Genomic DNA, 24754 nt, shown 5'->3' with positions numbered 1-24754 from the left:
TTCAGCGCTGGTTGCGCAGCGTCTCGATGGTCTGGATCAGGTCATCGTAGGACACCGGTTTGCCAACATGCTGGTCAAAGCCCGACTGTCGCGATTTCTGAATGTCGCTGTGAGCCCCGTAGCCGGTCAGGGCGATGGCCGGCACATCCTTCGCGAGCGGCAACTCACGCAGTGCGCTCATCAACTCGTGGCCATTCATGACCGGCATGCCGAGGTCGGAAATGATCAGGTCGAATCGGGTACTTTTCGCCGCGTCCAGCGCCGCCACCGGGCGGTCAAAGGCAATCACTTGCGCATCTTCCATCTCCAGCAGCATTTTCAGGGTTTCCAGCACGTCCGCGGAATCGTCCACCAACAGAATCGTCAGTCCGCTCAGTCTGCCGCAGCTCTCTTCGGTCTGGGCAGCGGCTTGCGCTTCGCCGTCGGTTTTGGCCAATGGCAGGTAGACGGTGAACGTGCAGCCTGTGCCTACACCGGCCGAACTCACCTCGACTGCACCGCGTTGCGCCTCGGTCAACTGACGGACCAGTGACAAACCAATCCCGAGCCCTTCACGGTTATGGGTGGCATGTTGTTTTTCGGCCTGGCCGAACAGGTCGAACACGTGATCGAGGTTTTCCGGGGCAATGCCGACGCCATTGTCCTTGATGTCGAGCCGCGCCATGTCCCCGGCCTGGCTGGCGATCAATTGCACACGCCCCTTGGTCGGGGTGAATTTCAGTGCATTGTTCACCAGGTTCCAGATGATTTGCTCCAGCCGTGTCGGGTCGGCCTGGACCATCAATGCATCGGACGGCACCAGCAGTTCGACCGTGACGTCATGCTGGTCATTGAGCACGACAGTGTGGACATCGCGCAGCACACTGGCGAGGTCGACGGCGACCGTTTGCAGCTTGAGCTTGCCGGTGCGGACCCGGGCGACATCCAGCAGATCGTCGATGATCCGCGCCTGGCTGGTGACCGCGTCGCAGATGGTGTTCACCGCCCTGGCCGCCGGTGCCAGCGACTTGGTCACCGGCAAGCGCCGCAGCAATTCTGCGTTGAGCTGGATCAGGTTCAGCGGGTGCTTGAGCTCGTGGGACATGACCGCAAAGAACTCGTCCTTGAGGTTGTTGGTGTTACGAGTCTCGGCCAGCTCCTGACTCTGTTCTTCGTGCTGGCGTTTATGGCCGGTCAGGTCACGGGCAATTTTCACGTAGCCCTGCAGGTTATCGCCGCTGAGCAGAGTCACTTCGCCGCTGCAAAAGAAGCGGCTGCCATCCTTGCGCAAATGCCAGCGTTCATCGTCGCTGCGACCGTGGTTGCGCACCGTCAGCAGCTCGTTTTCCGGCACGCCTGCCGCGCGGTCCTCCGCAGAGAAAATGAAGTCATAGTAGGCGCCTTCGGCCTCGGCCTTGCTGTAGCCGAAGATCAACTCCGCGCCTTTGTTCCAGGTGGTGATCACCCCTTGTTCATCGAGCGTGATGATCGCGTAGTCGCGGGTGCTTTCAGCGACCAGGCGCATGCGCTCCTCGCCCAGGCGCAGCTCTTCTTCGGCCGCCCGACGCTTGGTGATGTCGATGAAGGTCAGCACGGTGCCGTCGATGTGGTCTTCGCTGGAGCGGTAGGGCAGCAGGCGGGCGATGTACCAGCGATTGTCGGTGCTGCTGACTTCACGCTCGATCATGTTCAGCGATTCGAACACCAGCGCGGCATCACCGGCCAGGTTGTCGTAATGCAGGCGATGGGTGATGTCGAGCAGGGAGCGCCCGGTGTCCACCGGCAGCATGCTGAAAATGTCGGTGGCACGCGGGGTGAACCACTTGATGCGCATGCTGCGGTCGACAAATACCGTGGCGATGTCGGTGGAGGCGATCAGGTTGGTCAGGTAGTCGTTGATCTTGTCGGTTTCTTCGACCTTGGTTTTCAGCTCGAAATTGACCGTCAGCAACTCTTCGTTGATGGATTGCAGCTCTTCTTTACTGGTCTCCAGCTCTTCGGTGGCCGAGCGCAGTTCTTCGTTGATCGCCTGCATTTCTTCGTTGGAGGCCTTGAGCTCTTCGCTGGAGACTTCCGATTGTTCGATGGTGTCCTGCAAATGCAGCTTGGTGCGTTGCAGTTCGCGTTCGAGGTTGGACAGCACCTGGTTTTCGTTCTGCAGCACGGTGGTCGCCGCCAGTTCTGAAGGATCGACTTCGACCTCCTCGAAAATCACCAGCACGTACTCGCTGTCCGAGCCTTCATCCTTGTAGGGATGAGCGACCAGATCGATCAGATAACGCCGCTCATCACGCTTGATCGACACCTCGCGGGATTTGACCGACAGGCTGCTCTGCTGAACCTGGAACAACGTGGTGCGCAGTTCCAGGCGCAGCTCTGGAAGGATCAACGTCAGTAAATTGCGCGACATCTCACCACCGACGTGCCGCAGGAAACGCCCGGCACTTTCACTCATGTGCAGAATGTCGGCGTTGGCGTCGACGATCACGCTCGGTGGCGCCGACTGTTCGAGGGCGCGTTGATGGATGTCGGCGAAAGAGGTTTTGCGCTGTACACCGCTGTGCGTCGGCTGCTGGGAAATGTTGGTCCGCACGTAGCCTCCACGCGGCATGGTCGGCGTGCGGCGACTGTTGGCCGTACCGGTCTTGGCGCGGAAGATCCGGTTGCGCTTGTCCACCGGGGCGAACAGTTCGTGGCATGCGTCCGCGCTTTCGGAGGAGCCGAGAAACAGGAACCCGCCGGGGCGCAGGGCAAAGTGGAACATTTGCAGGATTTCGCGCTGCACTTCGCGATCGAGATAGATCAGCAGGTTGCGGCACACGATCAGGTCGATCTGCGAGAACGGCGGATCGGACAGCAGGCTGTGTTTGGCGAACAGGACTTTTTCGCGGATTTCCTTGCGAATCCGGTAATGGTCATCTTCCTTGAGGAAGTAATGCCGCAGTCGTGTGGGCGGCACGTCGGTGACGATGGCTTGCGGGTACAGCCCGGCCCGGCCGACGCTGATGGCGCGCTCGTCAATGTCAGTGGCAAACAGTTGCAGCGATGCCGCACTGGCGTCCAGTTGCAACTGATCGCTGAGCAACATCGCCAGGCTGTAGGCTTCTTCGCCGGTGGAACAACCCGCAGACCAGACGCGAATTTCTTCTTTCTCTGGCTGCGCCGACACGGCGGCACTGACCAGTTGCGGCAGGACATCGCGCTCCAGCGCTTCGAAGGCCTCGCGATCGCGGAAGAAGTTGGTCACGCCGATCAGCATGTCGCCGAGCAGGGCCTTGGTTTCTTCGGGATTGTTTTGCAGGTAATGGAAATAGGACGCCAGATCCGGTTGAGACGTGACCTGCATCCGCCGTTCGATCCGGCGCAACACGGTGGCGCGTTTGTAGTGTTTGAAATCATGGCCGGTGCCGGTACGCAACTGGATCAGAATGTCGTGCAGCATTTGCTCCGCCACCAGCGCTTCGCGTTCGGAGATGGCGACAATGGTCTGCGGTTCGGGGTCGTTGGCAATGGGCAAGCTGATTTCCTGAGAGTTACGCCACAACTCCAGCAGTTTTTGCGGCATTTCAACGACCGGCAAAACCAGGTCAACCATGCGGGTATCGATGGCGGCGCGGGGCATGCCGTCGAACTCGGCGTCTTCCGGTGCCTGCGCCAGCGTGACGCCGCCCTGTTCTTTGATGCGCGAAAGACCGACGGCACCGTCGGAGCCGGTGCCCGACAGCACCAGGCAGAACGCTCGTTCCCGATGGACATCGGCCAGGTCGCGGAAGAACAGATCGATCGAGGCGTGCCGGGATTCCCGGGTATCGCTGGTACTGACCTCAAGAAAACCATCGTTCATCGACAGGCGTTGCGCCGGTGAAATGACGTACACATGGTTTTTCTCGATGGACACCCTTTCAGTGACTTGCAGAACCGGCATCGCGGTCGATTCCTGGACGATCCTGTCGGCAATGCTCTGGTGATCGGGGGAGAGGTGAAGAATGATCACGAACGCCATGCCGTTGTCCTGCGGCATGTTTTCGAAGAACAGCTTGATGGCTTGCAGCCCACCTGCCGACGCGCCAATTCCCACCACCGGAAAATCCAGGGTACTGGGGATCAGGGTCTTTCGCTCATTGGAATTCGCTGAGCGATTGGGAGTGGTGGTCATAACTTTTGCCTGTGCCGACGACGGGAGCGTCTGGGTCTGAAAGAGGGGTAGCAGACGCGTTGCAATAAATCAGGATAATCCCGTTTTTCAATAACGCCTTCAAATATTTAGCCCGCATTCGCGGCCCTTTTAAATTTGGACTCCAGCGGCGCAAATGCATTCCAATTCTTCAAGTGAATGGCCCTGCTGGCCGATAACCCGGACAGTCATGATCTTCTTCTTAAAATTGCCTGGAAATCTTCGATGCTGTCGTATCACCAAAAGCGTTTTTTGATCGTCGATGATTTCTCGGATTTCCGCAGTTCCGTCAGGTCCATGCTGCGTGAGCTGGGCGTCAAGGACGTGGACACCGCCGACACCGGCGAGCAGGCGCTGCGCATGTGTTCGCAGAAGTCCTACGATTTCATCCTCCAGGATTTCCACCTCGGCGATGGCAAGAAGAACGGTCAGCAGGTTCTCGAAGACCTGATGGTCGAGAAGCTGATCAGCCACGAATCCGTGTTTGTCATGGTCACCGCCGAGACCAGCCAGGCGATGGTGCTCAGCGCCCTGGAACATGAGCCCGATGCTTACCTGACCAAACCCTTCAACCGTTCCGGCCTGGCTCAGCGCCTGGAACGTCTGGAGCAGCGCAAGACCTTGCTCAAGCCGATCCTGCAGGCGCTCGATCGCGGTAAACCGGTTGAAGTGCTCAATGCCTGCATCGCCTTGTGCAAGCAGGACATCCGCTACTCGCCGCTGTGTTTGCGCTACCGCGCCGATGCCTTGCGCGACTTGAACCAGAACGAAGCGCTGGAGCGACTCTACGACAGCATCATTGCCGATCGGCCTTTGCCATGGGCCTTTGCCGGGCTGGGCCAGTTGCTGTTCAAGCGGGGTCAGGTCAGCCAGGCCAAGGGCGTCTACGAAAAAGCGTTGAAAGTGTTCCCGATGATGCCGGCGCTCTATGACGGCATGGCCGATGTGCTGGTCGCCGAGGGCGACACCAAGGCTGCGCAACAGGTGTTGGAGGAGGCGATTCGTTTGTCGCCGCTGGCCGTACGCCGGCAAGCGCTGCTGGGTAAGCTGGCGATGACCAACGAAGATTTCGATACCGCGTCCAAAGCTTATCGTCAGGCCGTCAGCCAGGGTGCCCAGTCACGTTTCAAGGACGCCGAAAGCAACCTCGGCCTCGCCCATGCGTTGATCAGCAAGGGCAGCGAAAAGGGCCTGGACACCCGGACCCGGCTGGAAATCAACACCACGCTGAGTGCCGTGGCCAAGGAAAACCCTTCCGACCCGGGCCTGCAGATTCGTGCGCGGCTGATGAAGGCCACCAGCCTGTTGCTCAACGACGCCGAAACCGCGGAAAAGCTCACCGAGCAGGCGATGTTGCGCCTCGATGGCATGGAGCAATTCATGAGTGCCGAAGCCGCGCTGCTGGTGGCCAAGCAGCTGCAAATGCTTGGGCAGGCTGATGCAGGCAAGTCGATGCTGAAAAACTGCGCAGAAATCTACGGTGACGATCCGACAGTGATGCAGGGCATCGCCAAGCTGACCGACGACCCGAGCATCCTCAACTCCGGCAACGATGCGGCGGAACTCAACCGTCAAGGCGTGCGGGTGTACAAGACCGGCAACCTGGTGGAGGCGCGGGCGGTGTTCCGCAAAGCCCTGGCGTTGCAACCGAAGAACATCAGTATTGCGTTGAACATGGCGCAATCGCTGCTGCATGGCACCGACACCAGCGCGCCATCGGCGGAGCTTGAAGAATGTCGCGCCTGCCTGAAAACGGTCGGCCTGATGCCCGATACCGATGCGCGATATGCGCGTTATCAGAAACTGAAAATCAAGGCGTTCAGCGGATGAACCAAGACAACCCGGCACTGGATTTCTCCACGGTGATTGCTTCCACCGTGCACGACATGAAGAACTCTCTGGCGATGCTGATGCAGGCACACAGCCAATGGCTGGCGCGCTTGCCCGACCCGGAGCGGCACACCCCGGAGCAGGGTGTGATCGAGTTTGAGTTCGCCCACCTCAACGGCATGCTGGTGCAGTTGCTGGGGCTGTACAAACTTGGCGTCAACCAGATGCCATTGCAGCCGGCTTACCACGAACTGGATGACTTCATCGAAGCACAACTGGCCTGTCATCAGGACGTGTTCGCCAGTCGCGGCATCATGGCGACCTATGAAGTGGACCCGCTGAGCCCGTTGGGTTTCTTCGACCGTGAGCTGATTGCGTCGGTGCTGGCCAACAGCATCAACAACGCCATCCGTTACGCCCGTCACGCATTGTTGATCACGGTGAGCGACGAGGCCGGGCAATTGGTGTTGACCATTAACGACGATGGCGAGGGTTACCCGGCCGAGATGATCGAGCGTCAGGCCGATTACGTGCAGGGCATCAACCACAGCAGCGGCAGCACCGGCCTGGGCCTGTATTTCGCCGGACGGATTGCCGCGTTGCATCAGCGCAACGGGATTGGTGGGCGCACAGAAATCAGCAACGGCGGCCCGTTGGGCGGTGGTGTGTTCAGCCTCTATCTCCCCTGAAAACACCGCATCCCCCTGTAGGAGCGAGGCTTGCCCGCGAAGGCGATGTGTCAGTTAATTCAAGTATTGGCTGGTACAACGCCTTCGCGGGCAAGTCGGATCGCCGCACCGCTCGCTCCTACAGGGAGTGGGCGTGATCCGTGAGGGTGTATTTGCAAGTCGCTGCTTGATATTCCGAACACGCGGAGCCTATTTTGTACGGTCGCCGTTCGCGGCTTGCACAACTACAAAGGATTGCGTCATGACAACCGGTGGCCAGCGCTCACTCGCGCAGCGATTGACGGGCATTGATGAGATTGAATGTGTTACGCCGGATTTGAACGGCGTGCCTCGTGGCAAGGTCATGACGGCCGAAGGCTTTCACGAGGGGCGGCGTTTGCAGATGGCGCGGGGTGTGCTGCTGCAATGCATCATGGGCGGATATCCGCCAGCGCGTTTTTACGGCAGCGATGACGGCGACCTGGCGCTGGTGCCCGACCCTGCGCAGATCCATCGCTTGCCCTGGAGCAAGCAGCCGCGTGCCTTGGCCATTTGCGATGCGGACGAACTGACCGGCGAAAGCTCCCCTCTGTCGACTCGCGGTCAACTCAAAGCAGTTATCGCGCGTTACGCCGCCCTTGGGCTGGCGCCGGTGGTGGCCACTGAGCTTGAGTTTTTTGTCTTCGCACCCAACACCGACCCGACGCAACCGTTCCAGCCGCCGGTGGGCCTGGACGGGCGGCGCGAGGACGGTCATTCGGCGTTCAGTGTCAGTTCCAATAACGGCTTGCGGCCGTTTTTCAGTGAAGTCTATGAGTGCATGGCGGCCCTCGGTTTGCCGCGCGATACGTTCATGCACGAGATGGGCGTCAGTCAGTTCGAGATCAACCTGCTGCACGGCGATCCCTTGTTGCTGGCCGACCAGACATTGCTGTTCAAGCATCTGCTTAAAGAAGTGGCGCTCAAGCATGGGTTGACGGTGGTCTGCATGGCCAAGCCACTGGCGCACACGCCGGGCAGCTCGATGCATATTCACCAGAGCATCGTCGAGATCGCCACCGGGCGTAACGTCTTCAGCGACGAGGCCGGTGAGCCGACGGCGACCTTCCGTCACTTCATCGGTGGCCAGCAGGCCGGCATGGCGGATTTCACGGCATTATTTGCACCGAACGTGAACTCCTATCAGCGCTTGTGCCATCCGTTCGCATCACCGAATAATGCCTGCTGGTCCTACGACAATCGGGCAGCCGGTTTGCGCATCCCGGCCAGCTCGCCGGTGGCGCGTCGGGTGGAAAACCGCCTGCCGGGGGCTGATGCCAACCCGTATCTGGCGATTGCAGCGAGCCTGGCGGCCGGGTTGTATGGCATTGAAAACAGGTTGGAGCCGAGTGAAGCGATCCAGGGTGAGTTCGAGGTGCCGGATAATCTTTCGTTGCCGTGTACCTTGCATGCCGCGCTCGAGCGTCTGAAACGTAGCCAATTGGCGAAGGAACTGTTCGGCAAGGAGTTCATCGAAGGCTACGTCGCTTCGAAGACCATGGAGTTGACCAGCTTCTTTGATGAAATTACGCCCTGGGAGCGCCGTGTTTTAGCCGCCCAGGCCTGACGAACCTTCGTCTTCGGGCTATCTTTCGGATAGCCCGTTTCTTACCGCAAGGAGCCGCTCGGAACGCCGATGCGCCAAATCTGGAAACCCTTTCGAGCGCTGTATTTCGCCTCGCTGATGATGTTGATCGGCTCCGGCTTGCTGAGTACTTACCTGGGCTTGCGCCTGGCGGCCGACCATGTCGACAGCCTGTGGGTCGGTGCGTTGATGGCGGCCAACTATTTCGGCCTCGTGCTGGGGGGCAAGATCGGTCACCGGTTGATTGCCCGGGTCGGGCATATCCGGGCTTATTCGGCCTGCGCCGGGATTGTCGGCGCGGCGGTGCTGGGCCATGGTCTGGTGGACTGGCTGCCGGCGTGGATATTCCTGCGGGTCATCGTCGGTCTCGGCATGATGTGCCAGTACATGGTCATCGAAAGCTGGCTCAATGAGCAGGCCGAAGCCTCGCAGCGTGGCACGGTGTTCAGCGGTTACATGATCGCTTCTTATCTTGGCCTGGTGCTGGGGCAGCTCATTTTGGTCATGCACCCGGGCCTCGGTCTGGAGCTTCTGATGCTGGTCGCCCTGTGCTTTGCCCTGTGCCTGGTGCCGGTGGCCCTGACGCGGCGGATTCACCCGGCGCCGCTGCATCCGGCGCCGATGGAGCCGCGCTTCTTTATCAAGCGTGTGCCGCAGTCGTTGAGTACGGTGCTGGGGGCGGGGCTGATCATCGGCTCGTTCTACGGTCTGGCGCCGTTGTATGCCTCGCAGCAAGGGTTGTCCACGGAGCAGGTCGGTCTGTTCATGGGTAGCTGCATTTTTGCCGGCCTGCTGGTGCAGTGGCCGTTGGGCTGGTTGTCCGACCGTTATGACCGGGCGCTGTTAATCCGCTGTTTTGCGCTGGTGCTGGCCCTCGCCGCGTTGCCGCTGGCGATCATGAAGCAGGTGCCGCTGGAGGTGTTGTTCATCACCGGTTTTATCTGCTCGCTGGTGAAATTCTGCCTGTACCCGCTGGCGGTCGCGTTTTCCAATGACCACGTCGAGGCTGATCGGCGGGTATCACTGACGGCGATGTTGCTGGTGACCTACGGTGTCGGCGCGAGTATCGGGCCGTTGGTCGCCGGGGTACTGATGAAGATGTTCGGCAGTCAGATGCTCTACGCCTTCTTCAGTTTCTTTGCGTTGGTGCTGGTGTGGCGGATCCGCCCGAAAGCGGTGACCAACCTGCATCAGGTCGACGACGCGCCGCTGCATCACGTCGCCATGCCGGACAGCATGTCGAGTTCGCCGCTGGTGGCTTGCCTTGATCCACGGGTTGATGAGCAAGTGGTGCAGGACCAGATGCAGACCCCGGCCAATCCTGATCCGGCTCCTGAGTCGGAGGCCGAGACACCCACCACTCCACCTCCGGAGGACCCTGACGCGGGCCGCGAGCAAAGCTTCACCGAGGCCAGGCCTTAAATCGGGGCATAAAAAAACGGGCAGTCACCGCAAGGGACTGCCCGTTTTTTATGGGTGCTTGAATTACAGGTCGTCTTTGTCGAAACGTCGTGCTTCGCGCTGAAGCTGGTAGACGAAACGCTCGACCTGACGCTGCACCAGGCCGCTCATGTTATGAAAGCGGATGCCGGCGAAGGTGGTGGAGATTCTTTCTTCGAAGTGCAGATAACGCAGTTCGACCGGTGCCGTCATTTTGCCAAAGGGCAGGGCGGCGGCGAAGCGGTCGTAGACCTGACCCAATTGCAGGCTGCCGGTGATGTCGCCTTCAAAGCGCAACTTGCAGCCGGTGGCGGAGATGTCCAACAGCTTGCCGCTGATCGGCGCCTTGAGCTTTTCACCGTCCAGATCGACGTTGACCAGTTGGGCCAGCTTCAAGGCTGCGCGGAAGGCATTGCGACGCTGGTGATAAACCACTTCATCCGGCAGCGGGCCACGATAGCAGCGGCTGTCACCGGACTCGTCGATGGTCAGTTGACCGTTGCTTTCCCAGGCAATGCGCACGCCTTCGTGAAAACCTTCGACCTTGAACGGTTCGCCGGCCAGCATGAAGCGCTCACCGTCACGCGGGATCATTTCGTCGAGCGCGATGGTCCCGCGCTCGCGGTCCACGTCCACCAGATAGCTCTGGAAGCGCTGGGTGCGCTCATGGAACGTGATGATCAGCGGGTCATGGCTTTCTTGCAGTTGGCGCAGGTTGCCGGAGATTTCCAACGGTGTGGTAAGCACCTTGGGTGGCTGCGGGGCATCTTCCGCGGTTAAGGCATTGGACACGGTTCATCAATCTCCAGACAAAATATGACTACGGCTGGCCAGTATATTGCCAGCATGTTGCGAGTCTTGATAGGGCGCGGTCATTTGCGGGCTCAAGCCTGACTGAGCGGGCGCGGCTTCGCAAGCTTGGCGGTTGATCCGCGGGCGTCATAAAGCGCTGGCGGTTCACCGCCGGTCAGGATTTTCAGCTGATTGGCCGTGGCGGCCTGTTGGACCAGGATGGACTGGCCATTATTGGCGTTCGCCGCCTGGCATTGAGCCAGTAGATCGGTCAGCACATCGCTCTGGGCCAGCAACTGCTCGCCAATGCTCGAATGGCTGGCGAGTTGCTCCAGGCCGTTGCGATTGGTCGGCAGGTTGAGGCTGGCGAGGATTTCGCTGCGCTTGCGGCCATGCTGTTCAAGCAGAATGATCAATGCCTGTTTCTGCGCCAGAATCTCTTCGAGCAGTGGCATGTCCCGACCGTGCAAGGCGAGGGACTCGGTTTGCAGTAACTCAAGCAAGTGTTGCGCTGGAGCAAAGTCGTCGGTGATCAGTTGCAGTAAATTAGTGTCTTGCATGGCTGGCCTTGGGTTTTAAGCGTCCAAAAGCCTGGCGCGGGCCGTAGCCTAGCGCTGGGCTTCGAAGTTGAGCAGTTTGCTGGCTACACGGCTGCTGTCGACTTTATAGCTGCCATCGGCAATCGCTGCTTTCAACTCGGCCACACGGGCGTTGTCGACGGCAGGCTGATCGCGCAGCTTGTCAGTGACCTGTTGCAACTGTTGAGCCTCATTGCTGAGGTGTACCGATTCCCCGCTTTTGATGGCAGTGGCCTGTTCGGCCGGGGTATTCAGCGGCGCGGATTTGCCGGCGTCGGCAGTTTCCTTGGCAACGCTGGTACGTGTACTGCCCGTAAGTGGCGAGGAGCTGTTCAAACGGCTGAAATCGATGACCATGGTAAAAAACCTCTGAGTATTTGGACGCTTGCCATGTTTTCGGCTCTCCCTGTGAAAACTTTAGACCCATTTATCAAATGGGCCCGCATGCGCCAGCACTTCTCCTGCATGCGGCACAGTTTAGGGAACAGCCTCGGGCAACGCCACATCTTCACGAACAGAGAATCCTACATGGACACTTCCACCTGACCTGGCGCGGTAACCTGCGCCTTGATGACCCGTCTGGAGTTGAGGTTTTTCACCCGTATCTGCTCGGCCATTCTGCCATTGGACAGGGCCTCGCCGGGCATTCGCACGCTGAGCGTACCACTGCGGGCGGTAATCACCACCTGATCGCCTTTGCTAATGACTTCCGCCTGTTCGAGATGAACCAGGGTAATCACCTGGTCGGTGACCATTGGTCGGGTAAGTCGCTGGCCGATCGCCTGGTCTACGGATGTGAAGTAGCCCTGGCCAATCAGGCTGACGTCACGCTCGCGCAGCGTCACGTCATCGGGCTCGACAATCCCTGCGCGGCGCAGGGGCCGGGTGACGGTCACAACGTCGCGAAACAGGCGGACTTGAGCGGGTACGAAGACTGTCCAGGGCGATGCCCCCTCGCAGCGAACCTTGACCGTGACCCGGCCCAGCGGCTTGGCCGGACTCTCGAGGCTGGCTGTCAATTCCTTGTCGCACATGGGCATGCGCAGTCGCTGGTCGAGCTGGTTGACCTGGATTTCGTAGCGACCTTCCGTTTGACTGGTAGCCAGATAGTCTTCTACGGTGAATTCAAGAAAGCCCTGGGTGACGCCGATAAGCATGTCAGGCAAGGTAACTGCGTCAGCAAAGGCAGGGCTGCCAGCGTTGAACAGGCAAACGGCCGACACTGCACAGAGCAATCTGCGGATAGGTGATGTCAGGCGTCGGAAAAATGTCGGTTCTGTGTTCATAAAAGTTAAAAAGCAAGCGCCGTGCCGTTTAGTGATGAATGTGCGTCGCAACACACTTAGCGTTGGTGTAGGAGTCTGGGCATGGCTGGTGTAATGGATTCGGTAAACCAGCGCACGCAACTGGTAGGGCAGAATCGCCTGGAGCTGTTGTTGTTCCGTCTCGACGGCCAGCAGCTGTACGGGATCAACGTGTTCAAGGTTCGCGAGGTGCTGCAATGCCCCAAGCTGACCCTGATGCCCAAGTCCAGTCCTGTCGTGTGCGGTGTGGCAAATATCCGGGGGGCGACCATTCCGATCCTTGATCTGGCAATGGCGACTGGTTCCGGGGCGCTTAAAGATCAAAGCAATCCTTTCGTGATCATCACGGAGTACAACACCAAGACCCAGGGTTTCCTGGTGCGCTCGGTGGAACGCATCGTCAACATGAACTGGGAGGAGATTCATCCGCCTCCCAAGGGCACCGGACGCGATCATTACCTGACGGCTGTGACTCGGGTCGACAATCAGTTAGTCGAAATCATCGACGTCGAGAAGATCCTGGCGGAAGTGGCGCCGACACCGGAAGCGATTTCCGTCGGCGTGGTCGATGTCGAAACCCAGCACAAGGCGCTGTCGCTGCGGGTGCTGACGGTCGATGACTCGTCGGTGGCGCGCAAGCAGGTCACGCGTTGCCTGCAAACGGTCGGTGTCGAAGTGGTGGCGTTGAACGACGGACGGCAAGCGCTGGATTATCTGCGCAAACTGGCCGACGAGGGTAAGAAGCCGGAAGAAGAGTTCCTGATGATGATCTCCGACATCGAGATGCCGGAGATGGACGGGTACACCCTGACGGCCGAGATCCGCAACGACCCTCGCATGCAAAAGCTTCATATCATCCTGCATACTTCGTTGTCGGGTGTGTTCAATCAGGCGATGGTCAAGAAAGTCGGTGCCGATGACTTCCTGGCCAAATTCCGTCCTGATGACCTGGCATCCCGGGTAGTTGACCGGATCAAAGCAGCAGACATCAGCTAGGGGCCTTTTGCCCTTGGTGGTTAACACGATTTAAGAGGCGGCATCTTTGTCTACGGGTAATTTGGATTTCGAACAGTTCCGGGTCTTCCTGGAAAAAGCCTGTGGCATTTTGCTCGGTGAAAACAAGCAGTACCTGGTTTCGAGCCGTCTCAACAAACTGATGGAACAGCAAGGCATCAAGTCCCTGGGTGAGCTGGTTCAGCGCATCCAGACCCAGCCGCGCAGCGGTTTGCGCGAGTTGGTGGTCGATGCCATGACGACCAACGAAACCCTGTGGTTTCGTGACACCTATCCGTTTGAAGTCTTGAAGAACAAGGTACTGCCCGAAGCGATCAAGGCGGCTCCGGGGCAACGCTTGCGAATCTGGTCGGCGGCCTGCTCGTCGGGTCAGGAACCGTATTCGCTGTCGATGTCCATCGACGAGTTCGAGCGGGTCAATATGGGCCAGTTGAAGATGGGTGTGCAGATCGTTGCCACTGACCTGTCCGGCACCATGCTGACCAACTGCAAGACTGGCGAGTACGACAGCCTGGCCATCGGCCGCGGGTTGTCGCCCGAGCGTCTTCAACGTTATTTCGACCCGAAAGGGCCGGGGCGCTGGGCCATCAAGGCGCCGATCAAGAGTCGGGTGGAGTTTCGCTCGTTCAACCTGCTGGACAGCTACGCGAGCCTCGGCAAGTTCGACATCGTGTTCTGCCGCAACGTGCTGATCTATTTCTCCGCCGAGGTGAAGAAAGACATCCTGTTGCGCATCCACAGCACGTTGAAGCCTGGCGGTTATCTGTTCCTTGGCGCGTCTGAAGCGCTGAACGGTTTGCCGGATCATTACCAGATGGTCCAGTGCAGCCCGGGGATCATTTACCAGGCTAAGTGATGGGTTGGCGGTAGTTTGAAAAACGGGAGTCCTTGGGGCTCCCGTTTTTTTTTGTCTGCTGTGTTGGTGTGTATATCCGTTTCTGGGGTTATGGCGGCTATTGGTTTCGCCCTTACGGCGAGTCACTTTCGAAAAGCGCGAAAGTAACCAAAGCGCTCTTGCCCCTTTCGTTCGGTGCCTCGCTGTGGCTCGGCATGCCCTCGCTCCGGTCCTGCTCCGTGGGCCCGCCGCCATCGGCCATCCATGGCCGGGGGCGGCTAACCCGGCATCCATGCCGGGTTGCCCACTGCGCAGAACCTGCGCTCGGCCTCTCGAGGGGGCGCTCAGATCAAAAGCTGAAGGCGAGCTAACGCTCGGCCTGATGAGTGGTGAAAATCAAAAGCAAACGCGATTCCCTGTAGGAGCCGGCTTGCCGGCGAAAAACGTCTGGACAACGCGTTCATTCAGACAGCCCGCGTTATCGTTGACGTCCATCGCTGGCAAGCCAGCTCCTACAATTTTGAATCGTGTGAACCCAATCCATTGTAGGAGCCGGCTTGCCGGCGAACAGCGTCGGGGCAACGCGTTCATTCAGACAGCCCGCGTTGTCGTTGACGCCCATCGCCGGCAAGCCAGCTCCTACCATTTTGAATCGTGTGAACCCAATCCCTTGTAGGAGCCGGCTTGCTGGCGATAGCGGTGGATCAGTCGACGCATGTATTGGCTGGACGGACGCCATCGCCAGCAAGCCGGCTCCTACAGGGGGAATGTGCAAATATCCAAAATTAGTGCAGCCATCACAATGCGGAAGTGTGCACACGACCAAAGAGCCAGGTCGGCTTTCAGGCCGCCTCGGCGGCTGTGGCGGTGGTCGCCCCCTCGAGAGGCCGAGTGGAGGTTCTGCGCAGTGGGCAACCCGGCATGGATGCCGGGTTAGCCGCCCCCGGCCATGGATGGCCGATGGCGGCGGGCCCACGGAGCAGGACCGGAGCGAGGGTATGCCGAGCCTAGGCGAGGCACCGAACGAAAGGGGCAAAAGCCCTTGGTTACTTGGGGCTCTTCCAAGTGACTCGCCGTAAGGGCGAAACCAATAGCCGCCGTTACCCCCAAAACGGATATGCACACAACCCTAGCCCCAAACCGAAAGCGGCAGAAAAGCGGCAGACGGCGGAAACCCGTTGCCGCTTTTCTGGCATTGCCGCCTTGCCCAAGCCCGCAAAGCCCCGGTTTACGGGCTTTTTTGAATTGGCACGCCGCTTGCTATATCCATCGTACGAAAAATCAGGTCACCCGAAGGTTTCCCGACATGAGCATCAGCTTCGATAAAGCGCTCGGTATCCACGAACAAGCCCTGGGCTTCCGCGCCCAGCGTGCCGAAGTCCTGGCCAACAACATCGCCAACGCCGACACCCCGAACTACAAGGCTCGGGATCTGGACTTCTCGAAAGTGCTCGCCGAGCAGAACGAGAAAACCAAGAGCGGCACATTCGCCTTGAACATGACCAACAACCGTCATATCGAAGCCGAAGGCATGGGCAATGGCGACGAGTCGCTGCTGTATCGCACGCCGATGCAACCGTCGATTGACCAGAACACCGTGGACGCCCAGCTGGAACAGTCGAACTACGCGGAAAACGCGATCAACTTCCAGGCCAGCTTCACCTTGCTCAACAGCAAATTCAAAGGGCTGATGTCAGCCATTCGCGGAGAGTAAGACATGTCTCTATCCAGTGTTTTCAACATTGCCGGTAGCGGCATGAGTGCGCAAACCACGCGCTTGAACACCGTGGCCTCGAACATCGCCAACGCCGAGACCGTCTCGTCGAGCATCGACCAGACCTATCGCGCACGTCATCCAGTGTTCGCCACCATGTTCCAGGGCGGGCAGAGCGGCGGCAGCGATTCGTTGTTCCAGAACCAGGACGCGGCCGGTCAGGGCGTGCAAGTGCTGGGCGTGGTCGAAGACCAGAGCAATCTTGAAGCGCGCTATGAGCCGAACCACCCGGCGGCCGACGCCAAGGGCTACGTCTACTACCCGAACGTCAACGTGGTTGAAGAAATGGCCGACATGATTTCCGCGAGCCGTTCGTTCCAGACCAACGCCGAAATGATGAACACCGCCAAAACCATGATGCAGAAGGTCCTGACCCTCGGTCAGTGATAAGGGGCGACTCAGATGAGTGTTACCGATACCACTAGCGGCATTAGCCTCAAAGACATCCTGGCCAACTCCTCGATCAAGACCAACACCAGCGCCGATGGCCTGGCGTCCGCCACGAACAGCGCCACCGGCAAAAAGGCCCTGGGCAAGGACGCGTTCCTGCAGTTGCTGGTGACACAGCTGAAGAACCAGAACCCGCTGGAGCCGCAGGACAACGGCGAGTTCGTTGCCCAGCTGGCGCAGTTCAGCAGCCTGGAAGGCATCACCACGCTCAACACCACCGTGAGTGGCCTGGCCAGCAATTACAACTCGTCCCAGGCCCTGCAGGCTTCGTCGCTGGTCGGGCGTTCGGTCATCGCGCCGAGCGAGAAGGCCGTGGTCGATACCTCCAAGAGCTTCAACGGGACCATCGCGGTTCCGGCCTCGGTGGACCCGGTGAAAGTGAAGATTACCGACGCCGATGGCAAGGTCATCCGCACCATCGACCTGGGCAGCCAAAAAGCCGGCAGCGCCAGTTTCATCTGGGACGGCAAGAACGATGCAGGCGAAGTGGCCAAGGCGGGTACGTACACCTTCGGCGCCACCGCAACTTACGACGGCAAGGCGACTTCGCTGGTGACGTACCTGCCGGCGACTGTCAGCAGCGTGACCATCAGCCAGACCGGTGGTGAGTTGATGCTCAATCTCGCCGGTGGGGGCAGCATCGCCCTGTCCAAAGTACAAACAATTGGTATGTAGAGCCGACTAACACGGCACAAAGGAGTGGAATATGTCTTTCAATATCGGCCTTAGCGGTCTCTATGCAGCCAACAAACAACTGGACGTGACCGGCAACAACATCGCCAACGTCGCGACCACCGGTTTCAAATCGTCCCGTGCGGAATTCTCGGACGTTTACTCGGCCACCAAGCTGGGTTCCGGCAGCAAAACCATTGGTAACGGCGTGCGCCTGGCCAACGTTTCCCAGCAGTTCACCCAGGGCGACGTCAACAACACCGGCAACGTGCTGGACATGGGCATCAACGGTTCCGGCTTCTTCGTGCTGAACGACAACGGCTCGCTGTCCTACACCCGTGCCGGTACGTTCAAGGTCGACAAGGACGGTTACGTCACCAACACCGACGGCACTTCGCGTCTGCAAGGTTACGGCGTGGACGCCAACGGCAAGATCATCAACGGCGTGTTGACCGACCTGCGTATCGATACTTCGAACCTGGCGCCAAAAAACACCTCCACGGTGTCGTCGACGATCAACCTGAACTCCACCGCACCGGTTATCGATCAGGTTGCCACCCCGTTTGATTCGACCAAAGAAGCCACCTTCACCAAACAGTTCAGTACCCCGATTTATGACACTCAGGGTAACAAGCACGTCATGGACCAATACATGGTCAAGACCGGGGCGAACACCTGGAAAACCTACACCCTGATTGATGGTCGCAACCCGAATGGCACCGACCCTAGTCCTACCGCGGTTCCGTTGAACCTGCCGGTCGCTTCGACCATGGTGTTCGATACCTCGGGCAATCTGGTTTCGGTTACCACTCCGGCCGTTCCGGCGCCGATCGTGAGCCCTGACCTGAGGGTCACCGGCTGGATTCCCGGTGACGTGAAAAATGGCGTGTGGACAGCGAACGGCGCTACTTCCGGCGTCGTTACGGTCTCCATGGCCAAAACCTCGCAATACAATGCTGACACCGCACGTTCGATTCCTACGCAGAACGGCTACGCCACCGGCCAGATCACCAACCTGACCATCGATGGTAGCGGTATCATGCTGGCCAACTTCAGCAACAGCCAGACCAAGGCCATCGGCCAGATCTCGCTCGCCAGCTTCACCAACGAGCAAGGTCTGCAGCCAGTAGGCGGCACCAGCTGGAAAGAAACCTACGCGTCGGGTATCCCGGGCTACGATGCGCCGAACACCGGCACCTTGGGCGAGATCCACTCCAACTCCCTGGAAGAGTCCAACGTCAACCTGACCAGCGAGCTGGTCGACCTGATCAAGGCGCAGAGCAACTACCAGGCGAACGCCAAGACCATCTCGACTCAAAGCACCATCATGCAGACCATCATTCAGATGACCTGATACGGGTTGGTTGAAAGCGCTACACAAGGAGCCCCTCGGAAGAGGGGCTTTTTTGTGGCCGGGATTTTGTGTTGTCAGGGATGGCCTCTTCGCGGGCAAGCCTCGCTCCTACAAAGCTCTTTGTCGTTCACAAGACCTTGTAGGAGCGAGGCTTGCCCGCGAAGGCGTCACACCAGTCACCACATTTCCATGGGCAAAAGAAAACCCCCGACCAATCCAGAGGACTGATCGGGGGTTGTCGGGTAAGCGCCTTTCAGCGCCTACCGGCTCAGCTTATTGGCAAGCTTCGCAATCCGGCTCGTCGATGGCGCAAGCCTTCGGCACTGGAGCAGGACCGGCAGGAGCTGCCAGGACCGAATCTTCACCGTGGTTGCCGCCGCTGGAAACAGCGTTCAGCTTGCCGGTGTTGATGGTCGACTTCTCGGTGCTGGTCGCGGCCAGGGCACGGAGGTAGTAAGTGGTTTTCAGACCACGGTACCAGGCCATGCGGTAGGTCACGTCCAGCTTCTTGCCCGAGGCGCCGGCGATGTACAGGTTCAGCGACTGAGCCTGGTCGATCCACTTCTGACGACGGCTTGCCGCGTCGACGATCCACTTGGTGTCCACTTCGAAGGCAGTCGCATAGAGCTCTTTGAGTTCTTGCGGGATGCGCTCGATCTGCTGCACCGAACCGTCGTAGTACTTCAGGTCGTTGATCATGACCGAGTCCCACAGACCGCGAGCCTTCAGGTCGCGAACCAGGTACGGGTTGATCACGGTGAATTCGCCCGACAGGTTCGATTTCACGTAGAGGTTCTGGTAGGTCGGTTCGATCGACTGCGAGACGCCAGTGATGTTGGCGATGGTCGCGGTCGGTGCGATGGCCATGATGTTGGAGTTACGAATGCCTTTCTGTACACGGGCGCGAACCGGTGCCCAGTCCAGGGATTCGTTCAGGTCAACGTCGATGTACTTCTGGCCGCGCTGCTCGATCAGGATCTGTTGCGAATCCAGCGGCAGGATGCCTTTGGACCACAGGGAACCCTGGAACGTCTCGTACGCGCCGCGCTCGTCGGCCAGGTCGCAGGACGCCTGGATCGCGTAGTAGCTGACCGCTTCCATCGACTTGTCGGCGAACTCGACGGCAGCGTCGGAACCGTAAGGAATGTGCTGCAGGTACAAAGCGTCCTGGAAGCCCATGATGCCCAGGCCGACCGGACGGTGCTTGAAGTTGGAGTTCTTCGCTTGCGGCACCGAGTAGTAGTTGATGTCGATAACGTTATCGAGCATGCGAACAGCGGTGTTCACGGTGCGTTCCAGCTTGGCGGTGTCCAGCTTGCCGTTGACGATGTGGTTCGGCAGGTTGATCGAGCCCAGGTTGCAAACGGCGATCTCGTCCTTGTTGGTGTTCAAGGTGATCTCGGTGCACAGGTTCGAGCTGTGGACCACGCCAACGTGCTGCTGCGGGCTGCGCAGGTTGCACGGGTCTTTGAAGGTCAGCCATGGGTGGCCGGTTTCAAACAGCATGGACAGCATTTTGCGCCACAGGTCTTTGGCCTGGATGGTCTTGAACAGCTTGACCTTGCCCGGGTACTCGGTCAGGGCTTCGTAGTACTCGTAACGCTCTTCGAAAGCCTTGCCGGTCAGGTCGTGCAGGTCCGGTACTTCGGACGGCGAGAACAGGGTCCACTTGCCGTCATCGAAGACGCGCTTCATGAACAGGTCAGGGATCCAGTTGGCGGTGTTCATGTCGTGGGTACGACGACGATCATCACCGGTGTTCTTGCGGAGTTCGATGAACTCCTCGATGTCCATGTGCCAGGTTTCCAGGTAGGCACATACAGCGCCTTTGCGCTTGCCACCCTGGTTAACGGCAACGGCGGTGTCGTTGACGACTTTCAGGAACGGAACCACGCCCTGGGATTTGCCGTTGGTGCCCTTGATGTACGAACCGAGTGCACGAACCGGGGTCCAGTCGTTGCCCAGGCCGCCGGCGAATTTCGACAACATGGCGTTGTCGTGGATCGCGTGGTAGATGCCCGACAGGTCATCCGGCACGGTGGTCAGGTAGCAGCTGGACAGCTGTGGACGCAGGGTGCCGGCGTTGAACAGGGTCGGAGTCGACGACATGTAGTCGAAGGACGACAACAGGTTGTAGAACTCGATCGCACGGTCTTCTTTCTGCTTCTCTTCGATCGCCAGGCCCATGGCCACGCGCATGAAGAAGATTTGCGGCAGTTCGAAGCGGATACCGTCCTTGTGGATGAAGTAACGGTCGTACAGGGTTTGCAGGCCCAGGTAAGTGAACTGCTGATCGCGCTCGTGGTTGATCGCCTTGCCGAGTTTTTCCAGGTCGAAGGTGGCCAGGACCGGGTTCAGCAATTCGAATTCGATACCCTTGGCGATGTACGCAGGCAATGCCTTGGCGTACAGGTCGACCATCTCGTGGTGGGTCGCGCTTTCGGCAACGTTCAGGAAGCTCAGGCCTTCGGCACGCAGGGTGTCCATCAGCAGGCGGGCGGTCACGAACGAGTAGTTCGGCTCACGCTCGACCAGGGTGCGGGCAGTCATCACCAGGGCGGTGTTGACGTCGGTCAGGGCCACGCCGTCGTACAGGTTTTTCAGGGTTTCGCGCTGGATCAGGTCGCCGTCGACTTCTTCCAGGCCTTCGCACGCTTCAGTGACGATGGTGTTCAGGCGACCCATGTCCAGCGGTGCAAAAGTGCCGTCGGCGCGGGTGATGCGGATCGACGGGTGAGCGTTGACCGCTTCTTCTGCCGGAGCGTGGGCAGCGCGTTGTTTCGAACGACCGTCGCGGTAAATCACGTAGTCGCGAGCCACTTTCTGCTCACCGGCACGCATCAGGGCCAGTTCGACCTGGTCCTGGATTTCTTCGATGTGGATGGTGCCGCCCGACGGCATGCGACGCTTGAAGGTCGCGGTGACCTGTTCGGTCAGGCGGGCCACGGTGTCATGGATTCGCGACGAAGCGGCAGCGGTGCCGCCTTCAACTGCGAGAAACGCTTTGGTGATCGCGACGGTGATCTTGTCATCGGTGTAAGGAACGACAGTGCCGTTACGCTTGATCACGCGCAGTTGGCCAGGCGCGGTGGCGGACAGATCCGAAGTCGAATCAGCGGCCTGCGGCAAAGTGCCCTGCGGGTTCTCGCGAGTTGTGTCGGTTTGCATGGGGGGTTGTCTCCACATTCTCTATGTTTGTTTGGGCACCATCACGGTGCCCACCGTTCCGTCCTGAAGCACTACAACCGGCTGGGCCGGGCATACCAACTTCGGGACAGATCAGGAAGGGGGCTGTTGGGGCGCCGCTTCCATGCCGAAGTCTTTGGTCCCAGGCCTTGAGCCTGACACCAGGATCCTTTTGGGTGACAGTAATCGACTGCAACACCCGTACCGTTAACGCCGTTTCCGGCTCAAAAACAGTAGCCATCCGCACGCGCGGTTTGGTCTTTCGAAAATACGTTTGGTTCAACCGGAAAGAGGCAATAAAAGCGCTTGAAATCGGTGTCCGGTTTGTGTTTGGTTTTTGGCGTAAAACCCTACATGTAGGGTTTTTTTCGCGCCGGGGTACAAGATAATGCGTTTCGGAGGGTGTTGCAACGTACTACCTGTGGATAAACCTGTGCGTAAATTGTGTGTGAAAGGTGGAACGAGCGTGTAGGCCGCGACCTAGCTGGAGCGGACTGTTTTTCACTGATTTTCAGCGATTGAAAACAGTCATTCGGATTTTTAAGGGCGCGAACCCTATCACAAAAAACCGGGTTGTCTGAACGCATTTGCCGGCTTGTGTTCTCGGCGGGCGACGTTTATACAATCGGCCGATGGTTACGCATTCTTATCCTCCCCAATCATTACAAAAAGACGGGCGGATCCTTCCTTATTAGTGTTGTTGGCAAGCAGAGGTCACCGTGGAGCAAGAAGCCTGGCAGGTATTGATAGTGGAAGACGACCAGCGTCTGGCCGAACTGACCCGCGAATACCTGGAGGCCAATGGCCTGCGTGTGTCGATCGAAGGCAACGGCGCCCTGGCGGCCGCGCGCATCATCAAGGAGAAACCGGACCTGGTGATCCTCGACCTGATGCTGCCGGGCGAAGACGGCCTGAGCATTTGCCGCAAGGTCCGTGACAAGTACGACGGGCCGATCCTGATGCTCACCGCGCGTACCGACGACACCGATCAGATCCTCGGCCTCGACCTGGGCGCCGACGACTACGTCTGCAAACCAGTTCGCCCACGCCTGCTGCTGGCCCGCATCCAGGCCCTGTTGCGGCGCAGTGAAGCGCCTGAACCCGTTCCGGAAAAACAACGGCGCCTGCAATTCGGCCCGCTGGTGGTGGACAACGCCTTGCGTGAAGCCTGGTTGCACGACAACGGCATCGAACTGACCAGCGCCGAGTTCGACCTGCTGTGGCTGTTGGTGGCCAATGCCGGGCGCATCCTCTCTCGTGAAGAGATTTTCACCGCACTGCGTGGCATCGGCTATGACGGCCAGGACCGCTCGATCGACGTGCGCATTTCGCGCATCCGGCCGAAGATCGGCGATGACCCGGATCATCCGCGACTGATCAAAACCATCCGCAGCAAAGGCTACCTGTTCGTGCCGGAAGCCTGCGTAGACCCGTCGCTGTGAACTCGATCTTCCTGCGCATCTATGGCGGCATGTGCGCGGCGCTGATTCTGGTGGCGGTGCTCGGCGTGCTGGCCCTGCACATGCTCAACCAGGTGCGCAGCGAGCAATACCGCGAGCGCCTGGCCCATGGCACGTTCTCGCTGATGGCCGACAACCTGCAACCGATGAACGAAACCCAGCGTCACCGCGCCTTGCTGGTGTGGGAACGCCTGCTCGGGATTCCGTTGGCGCTGAAGACCTTCGCCCAGACCGACCTCGACCTGACTCAGCGCACCCGCGTGCTGCGTGGTCAGGCGCTGGTGGAGCAGACCGGTCCGCATGCAGCGAAGGTCTATCGACTGATCAGCGACAAGGAGCAGTTGGTGCTCACGGGGGAAGTGCAGCAGATCAGCGAGCAACTGGCCCGCGCAACTATTTACCTGCTCGCCGATGAGCTGGTGCGCGTGCCGGTGGCCGAGCAGCCCAAGCGCCTGGCGCAGTTGAAAGAAGACAAGGGGTTTGGTTTCGACTTGCGGCTGGTCACGGTCGGCGAAGCGGACATGGACGAAGACCAGAGCCGTCGGGTGGCCGAAGGCGATACGGTAATGGCGCTGGGCAAGGGCGGCGATTCGATCCGGGTGTTTGCCGGCATGGTCGGCACGCCGTGGGTACTGGAAATCGGTCCGCTATATCAGATGAATCCTTACCCGCCGGAGTGGCTGGTGCTGATCGCGGCGCTGGGCTTAAGCCTGATCGGGTTGATCGTCTATCTCTTGGTGCGGCAACTGGAGCGTCGTTTGCGCGGGCTCGAAGCGGCCGCCACGCGCATCGCCAAAGGCAGCCTGGAAACCCGCGTGCCGGCGCGCGGCGCCGACTCGGTGGGACGCCTGGCCTCGGCGTTCAACGGCATGGCCGAGCACTTGCAGCAGTTGCTGGCGATCCAGCGTGAACTGGTACGCGCCGTGTCCCACGAATTGCGCACGCCCGTGGCGCGGCTGCGTTTCGGCCTGGAGATGATCGGCTCGGCCACCACGCCGCAGGCGTTGGAGAAGTACCGCGAGGGCATGGATCACGACATTGAAGACCTTGATCGGCTGGTGGACGAGATGCTCACTTACGCGCGGCTGGAACAGGGTTCGCCCGCGCTGAATTTCCAGCGGATTGACCTGGATGCGCTGGTCAATCAAGTTATCGAAGAATTGGCGCCCTTGCGCGCCGACGTCACGGTGCAGCGCGGTTTGTGCCTCTCGGCCGCCGATTGCGACGATGCCTGGGTCGAGGCCGAACCCCGTTACCTGCACCGGGCGATCCAGAACCTGGTGAGCAACGCCATGCGTCATGCCTCATCGCGGGTGACCGTCAGCTATCAGGTCGGGCAGCAGCGTTGTCGAGTGGACATCGAGGACGACGGGCCGGGTGTGCCGGAATCCGCGTGGGAGAAAATCTTTACGCCGTTCCTGCGTCTCGATGACAGCCGAACCCGTGCTTCGGGCGGGCATGGGTTGGGGCTGTCGATCGTGCGGCGGATCATCCATTGGCATGACGGGCGAGCGTTGATCAGCAAGAGCAAGAGCCTGGGTGGGGCGTGTTTCAGTTTGAGTTGGCCGCGCAATCAGGAGAAGCGTTGAGATTGGCGGTGAATGGTCTGCTCGCGATGAG

18 protein-coding genes are annotated in these 24754 nt (G+C 59.5%); 12 read left to right on the top strand and 6 right to left on the bottom strand.

Annotated features, from left to right (window positions below; translation table 11 throughout):
* Position 1: 1 nt before the first annotated feature.
* Positions 2-4135, bottom strand: coding sequence for a CheR family methyltransferase (locus K5R88_RS13710; RefSeq protein ID WP_226300116.1), 4134 nt, complete (start codon positions 4133-4135; stop codon positions 2-4).
* Between the two features lie 243 nt (positions 4136-4378).
* On the opposite strand from K5R88_RS13710, the gene K5R88_RS13705 reads away from it, so the two are divergent.
* The 4 genes from K5R88_RS13705 (at position 4379) to K5R88_RS13690 (ending at position 9697) form a co-directional block, all read left to right on the top strand.
* Positions 4379-5983: a tetratricopeptide repeat-containing response regulator gene (locus K5R88_RS13705; protein ID WP_207285402.1), complete on the top strand. Its 1605-nt coding sequence runs from the start codon at positions 4379-4381 to the stop codon at positions 5981-5983.
* A complete protein-coding gene (locus tag K5R88_RS13700; protein ID WP_008038447.1) occupies positions 5980-6672 on the top strand; it encodes a sensor histidine kinase in 693 nt (230 codons plus the stop codon). Before K5R88_RS13705 ends, K5R88_RS13700 begins: the two co-directional genes overlap by 4 nt.
* Positions 6673-7015: 343 nt before the next feature.
* Complete coding sequence (locus K5R88_RS13695) at positions 7016-8257, top strand: glutamine synthetase family protein (RefSeq protein WP_226300262.1); 1242 nt, start codon at positions 7016-7018, stop codon at positions 8255-8257.
* 69 nt (positions 8258-8326) lie between these two features.
* Positions 8327-9697 (top strand): MFS transporter, encoded by a 1371-nt coding sequence (locus K5R88_RS13690; protein ID WP_226300115.1) that lies wholly within the window; start codon positions 8327-8329, stop codon positions 9695-9697.
* A gap of 63 nt (positions 9698-9760) precedes the next feature.
* Here K5R88_RS13690 and K5R88_RS13685 read toward each other — a convergent pair whose 3' ends face one another.
* The 4 genes from K5R88_RS13685 to flgA all read right to left on the bottom strand — a co-directional run bounded on the left by K5R88_RS13685 (position 9761) and on the right by flgA (position 12371).
* On the bottom strand, positions 9761-10507 hold the full coding sequence (locus K5R88_RS13685) for a flagellar brake protein (protein ID WP_008038444.1): 747 nt from the start codon (positions 10505-10507) through the stop codon (positions 9761-9763).
* 92 nt (positions 10508-10599) lie between these two features.
* Positions 10600-11067 carry a flagella synthesis protein FlgN gene (locus K5R88_RS13680; protein WP_008038443.1) on the bottom strand — a complete coding sequence of 156 codons (468 nt, stop codon included), beginning with the start codon at positions 11065-11067 and terminating at the stop codon, positions 10600-10602.
* Between the two features lie 48 nt (positions 11068-11115).
* Positions 11116-11442, bottom strand: a complete 327-nt coding sequence (gene flgM, locus K5R88_RS13675; RefSeq protein ID WP_008033053.1) for a flagellar biosynthesis anti-sigma factor FlgM — start codon at positions 11440-11442, stop codon at positions 11116-11118.
* A 167-nt stretch (positions 11443-11609) separates the two neighbouring features.
* Positions 11610-12371, bottom strand: a complete 762-nt coding sequence (gene flgA / locus K5R88_RS13670) for a flagellar basal body P-ring formation chaperone FlgA (RefSeq protein WP_226300114.1) — start codon at positions 12369-12371, stop codon at positions 11610-11612.
* Between the two features lie 81 nt (positions 12372-12452).
* On the opposite strand from flgA, the gene K5R88_RS13665 reads away from it, so the two are divergent.
* The 6 genes from K5R88_RS13665 (at position 12453) to flgE (ending at position 18488) form a co-directional block, all read left to right on the top strand.
* Positions 12453-13385, top strand: a complete 933-nt coding sequence (locus tag K5R88_RS13665; protein WP_008033048.1) for a chemotaxis protein CheV — start codon at positions 12453-12455, stop codon at positions 13383-13385.
* A gap of 46 nt (positions 13386-13431) precedes the next feature.
* On the top strand, positions 13432-14259 hold the full coding sequence (cheR, locus tag K5R88_RS13660) for a protein-glutamate O-methyltransferase CheR (protein WP_192227950.1): 828 nt from the start codon (positions 13432-13434) through the stop codon (positions 14257-14259).
* 1285 nt (positions 14260-15544) lie between these two features.
* Positions 15545-15952, top strand: a complete 408-nt coding sequence (gene flgB, locus K5R88_RS13655; RefSeq protein ID WP_008041767.1) for a flagellar basal body rod protein FlgB — start codon at positions 15545-15547, stop codon at positions 15950-15952.
* A 3-nt stretch (positions 15953-15955) separates the two neighbouring features.
* Positions 15956-16399, top strand: coding sequence for a flagellar basal body rod protein FlgC (gene flgC, locus K5R88_RS13650; protein ID WP_007937507.1), 444 nt, complete (start codon positions 15956-15958; stop codon positions 16397-16399).
* 15 nt (positions 16400-16414) lie between these two features.
* Positions 16415-17137: a flagellar hook assembly protein FlgD gene (gene flgD, locus K5R88_RS13645; protein WP_223436517.1), complete on the top strand. Its 723-nt coding sequence runs from the start codon at positions 16415-16417 to the stop codon at positions 17135-17137.
* 31 nt (positions 17138-17168) lie between these two features.
* Positions 17169-18488 carry a flagellar hook protein FlgE gene (flgE, locus tag K5R88_RS13640; RefSeq protein ID WP_192227949.1) on the top strand — a complete coding sequence of 440 codons (1320 nt, stop codon included), beginning with the start codon at positions 17169-17171 and terminating at the stop codon, positions 18486-18488.
* A 273-nt stretch (positions 18489-18761) separates the two neighbouring features.
* Here the strand turns inward: flgE and K5R88_RS13635 are convergent, their stop codons facing one another.
* Positions 18762-21656: a ribonucleoside-diphosphate reductase subunit alpha gene (locus K5R88_RS13635; protein WP_008029373.1), complete on the bottom strand. Its 2895-nt coding sequence runs from the start codon at positions 21654-21656 to the stop codon at positions 18762-18764.
* A gap of 737 nt (positions 21657-22393) precedes the next feature.
* On the opposite strand from K5R88_RS13635, the gene K5R88_RS13630 reads away from it, so the two are divergent.
* Both K5R88_RS13630 and K5R88_RS13625 read left to right on the top strand, forming a co-directional pair.
* Positions 22394-23116, top strand: a complete 723-nt coding sequence (locus tag K5R88_RS13630) for a response regulator (protein ID WP_008041764.1) — start codon at positions 22394-22396, stop codon at positions 23114-23116.
* Positions 23113-24723 carry an ATP-binding protein gene (locus tag K5R88_RS13625; RefSeq protein ID WP_008041763.1) on the top strand — a complete coding sequence of 537 codons (1611 nt, stop codon included), beginning with the start codon at positions 23113-23115 and terminating at the stop codon, positions 24721-24723. Before K5R88_RS13630 ends, K5R88_RS13625 begins: the two co-directional genes overlap by 4 nt.
* Positions 24724-24754 lie beyond the last annotated feature (31 nt).

Origin of the sequence: Pseudomonas sp. MM213, assembly GCF_020423045.1 — a bacterium.
GTDB lineage: Bacteria > Pseudomonadota > Gammaproteobacteria > Pseudomonadales > Pseudomonadaceae > Aquipseudomonas > Aquipseudomonas migulae.
Note: the sequence above shows the minus strand (reverse complement) of the source record. Positions and strands in the feature narration are given on the sequence as shown.

What these genes read in the sequence shown, in the direction of transcription:
- K5R88_RS13710 (WP_226300116.1), bottom strand. Translation starts at nt 4,135, where the DNA reads ATGACCACCACTCCCAATCGCTCAGCGAATTCCAATGAGCGAAAGACC.
- K5R88_RS13705 (WP_207285402.1), top strand. Translation starts at nt 4,379, where the DNA reads ATGCTGTCGTATCACCAAAAGCGTTTTTTGATCGTCGATGATTTCTCG.
- K5R88_RS13700 (WP_008038447.1), top strand. Translation starts at nt 5,980, where the DNA reads ATGAACCAAGACAACCCGGCACTGGATTTCTCCACGGTGATTGCTTCC.
- K5R88_RS13695 (WP_226300262.1), top strand. Translation starts at nt 7,016, where the DNA reads ATGACGGCCGAAGGCTTTCACGAGGGGCGGCGTTTGCAGATGGCGCGG.
- K5R88_RS13690 (WP_226300115.1), top strand. Translation starts at nt 8,327, where the DNA reads ATGCGCCAAATCTGGAAACCCTTTCGAGCGCTGTATTTCGCCTCGCTG.
- K5R88_RS13680 (WP_008038443.1), bottom strand. Translation starts at nt 11,067, where the DNA reads ATGCAAGACACTAATTTACTGCAACTGATCACCGACGACTTTGCTCCA.
- flgM (WP_008033053.1), bottom strand. Translation starts at nt 11,442, where the DNA reads ATGGTCATCGATTTCAGCCGTTTGAACAGCTCCTCGCCACTTACGGGC.
- flgA (WP_226300114.1), bottom strand. Translation starts at nt 12,371, where the DNA reads ATGAACACAGAACCGACATTTTTCCGACGCCTGACATCACCTATCCGC.
- K5R88_RS13665 (WP_008033048.1), top strand. Translation starts at nt 12,453, where the DNA reads ATGGCTGGTGTAATGGATTCGGTAAACCAGCGCACGCAACTGGTAGGG.
- flgB (WP_008041767.1), top strand. Translation starts at nt 15,545, where the DNA reads ATGAGCATCAGCTTCGATAAAGCGCTCGGTATCCACGAACAAGCCCTG.
- flgC (WP_007937507.1), top strand. Translation starts at nt 15,956, where the DNA reads ATGTCTCTATCCAGTGTTTTCAACATTGCCGGTAGCGGCATGAGTGCG.
- flgD (WP_223436517.1), top strand. Translation starts at nt 16,415, where the DNA reads ATGAGTGTTACCGATACCACTAGCGGCATTAGCCTCAAAGACATCCTG.
- flgE (WP_192227949.1), top strand. Translation starts at nt 17,169, where the DNA reads ATGTCTTTCAATATCGGCCTTAGCGGTCTCTATGCAGCCAACAAACAA.
- K5R88_RS13635 (WP_008029373.1), bottom strand. Translation starts at nt 21,656, where the DNA reads ATGCAAACCGACACAACTCGCGAGAACCCGCAGGGCACTTTGCCGCAG.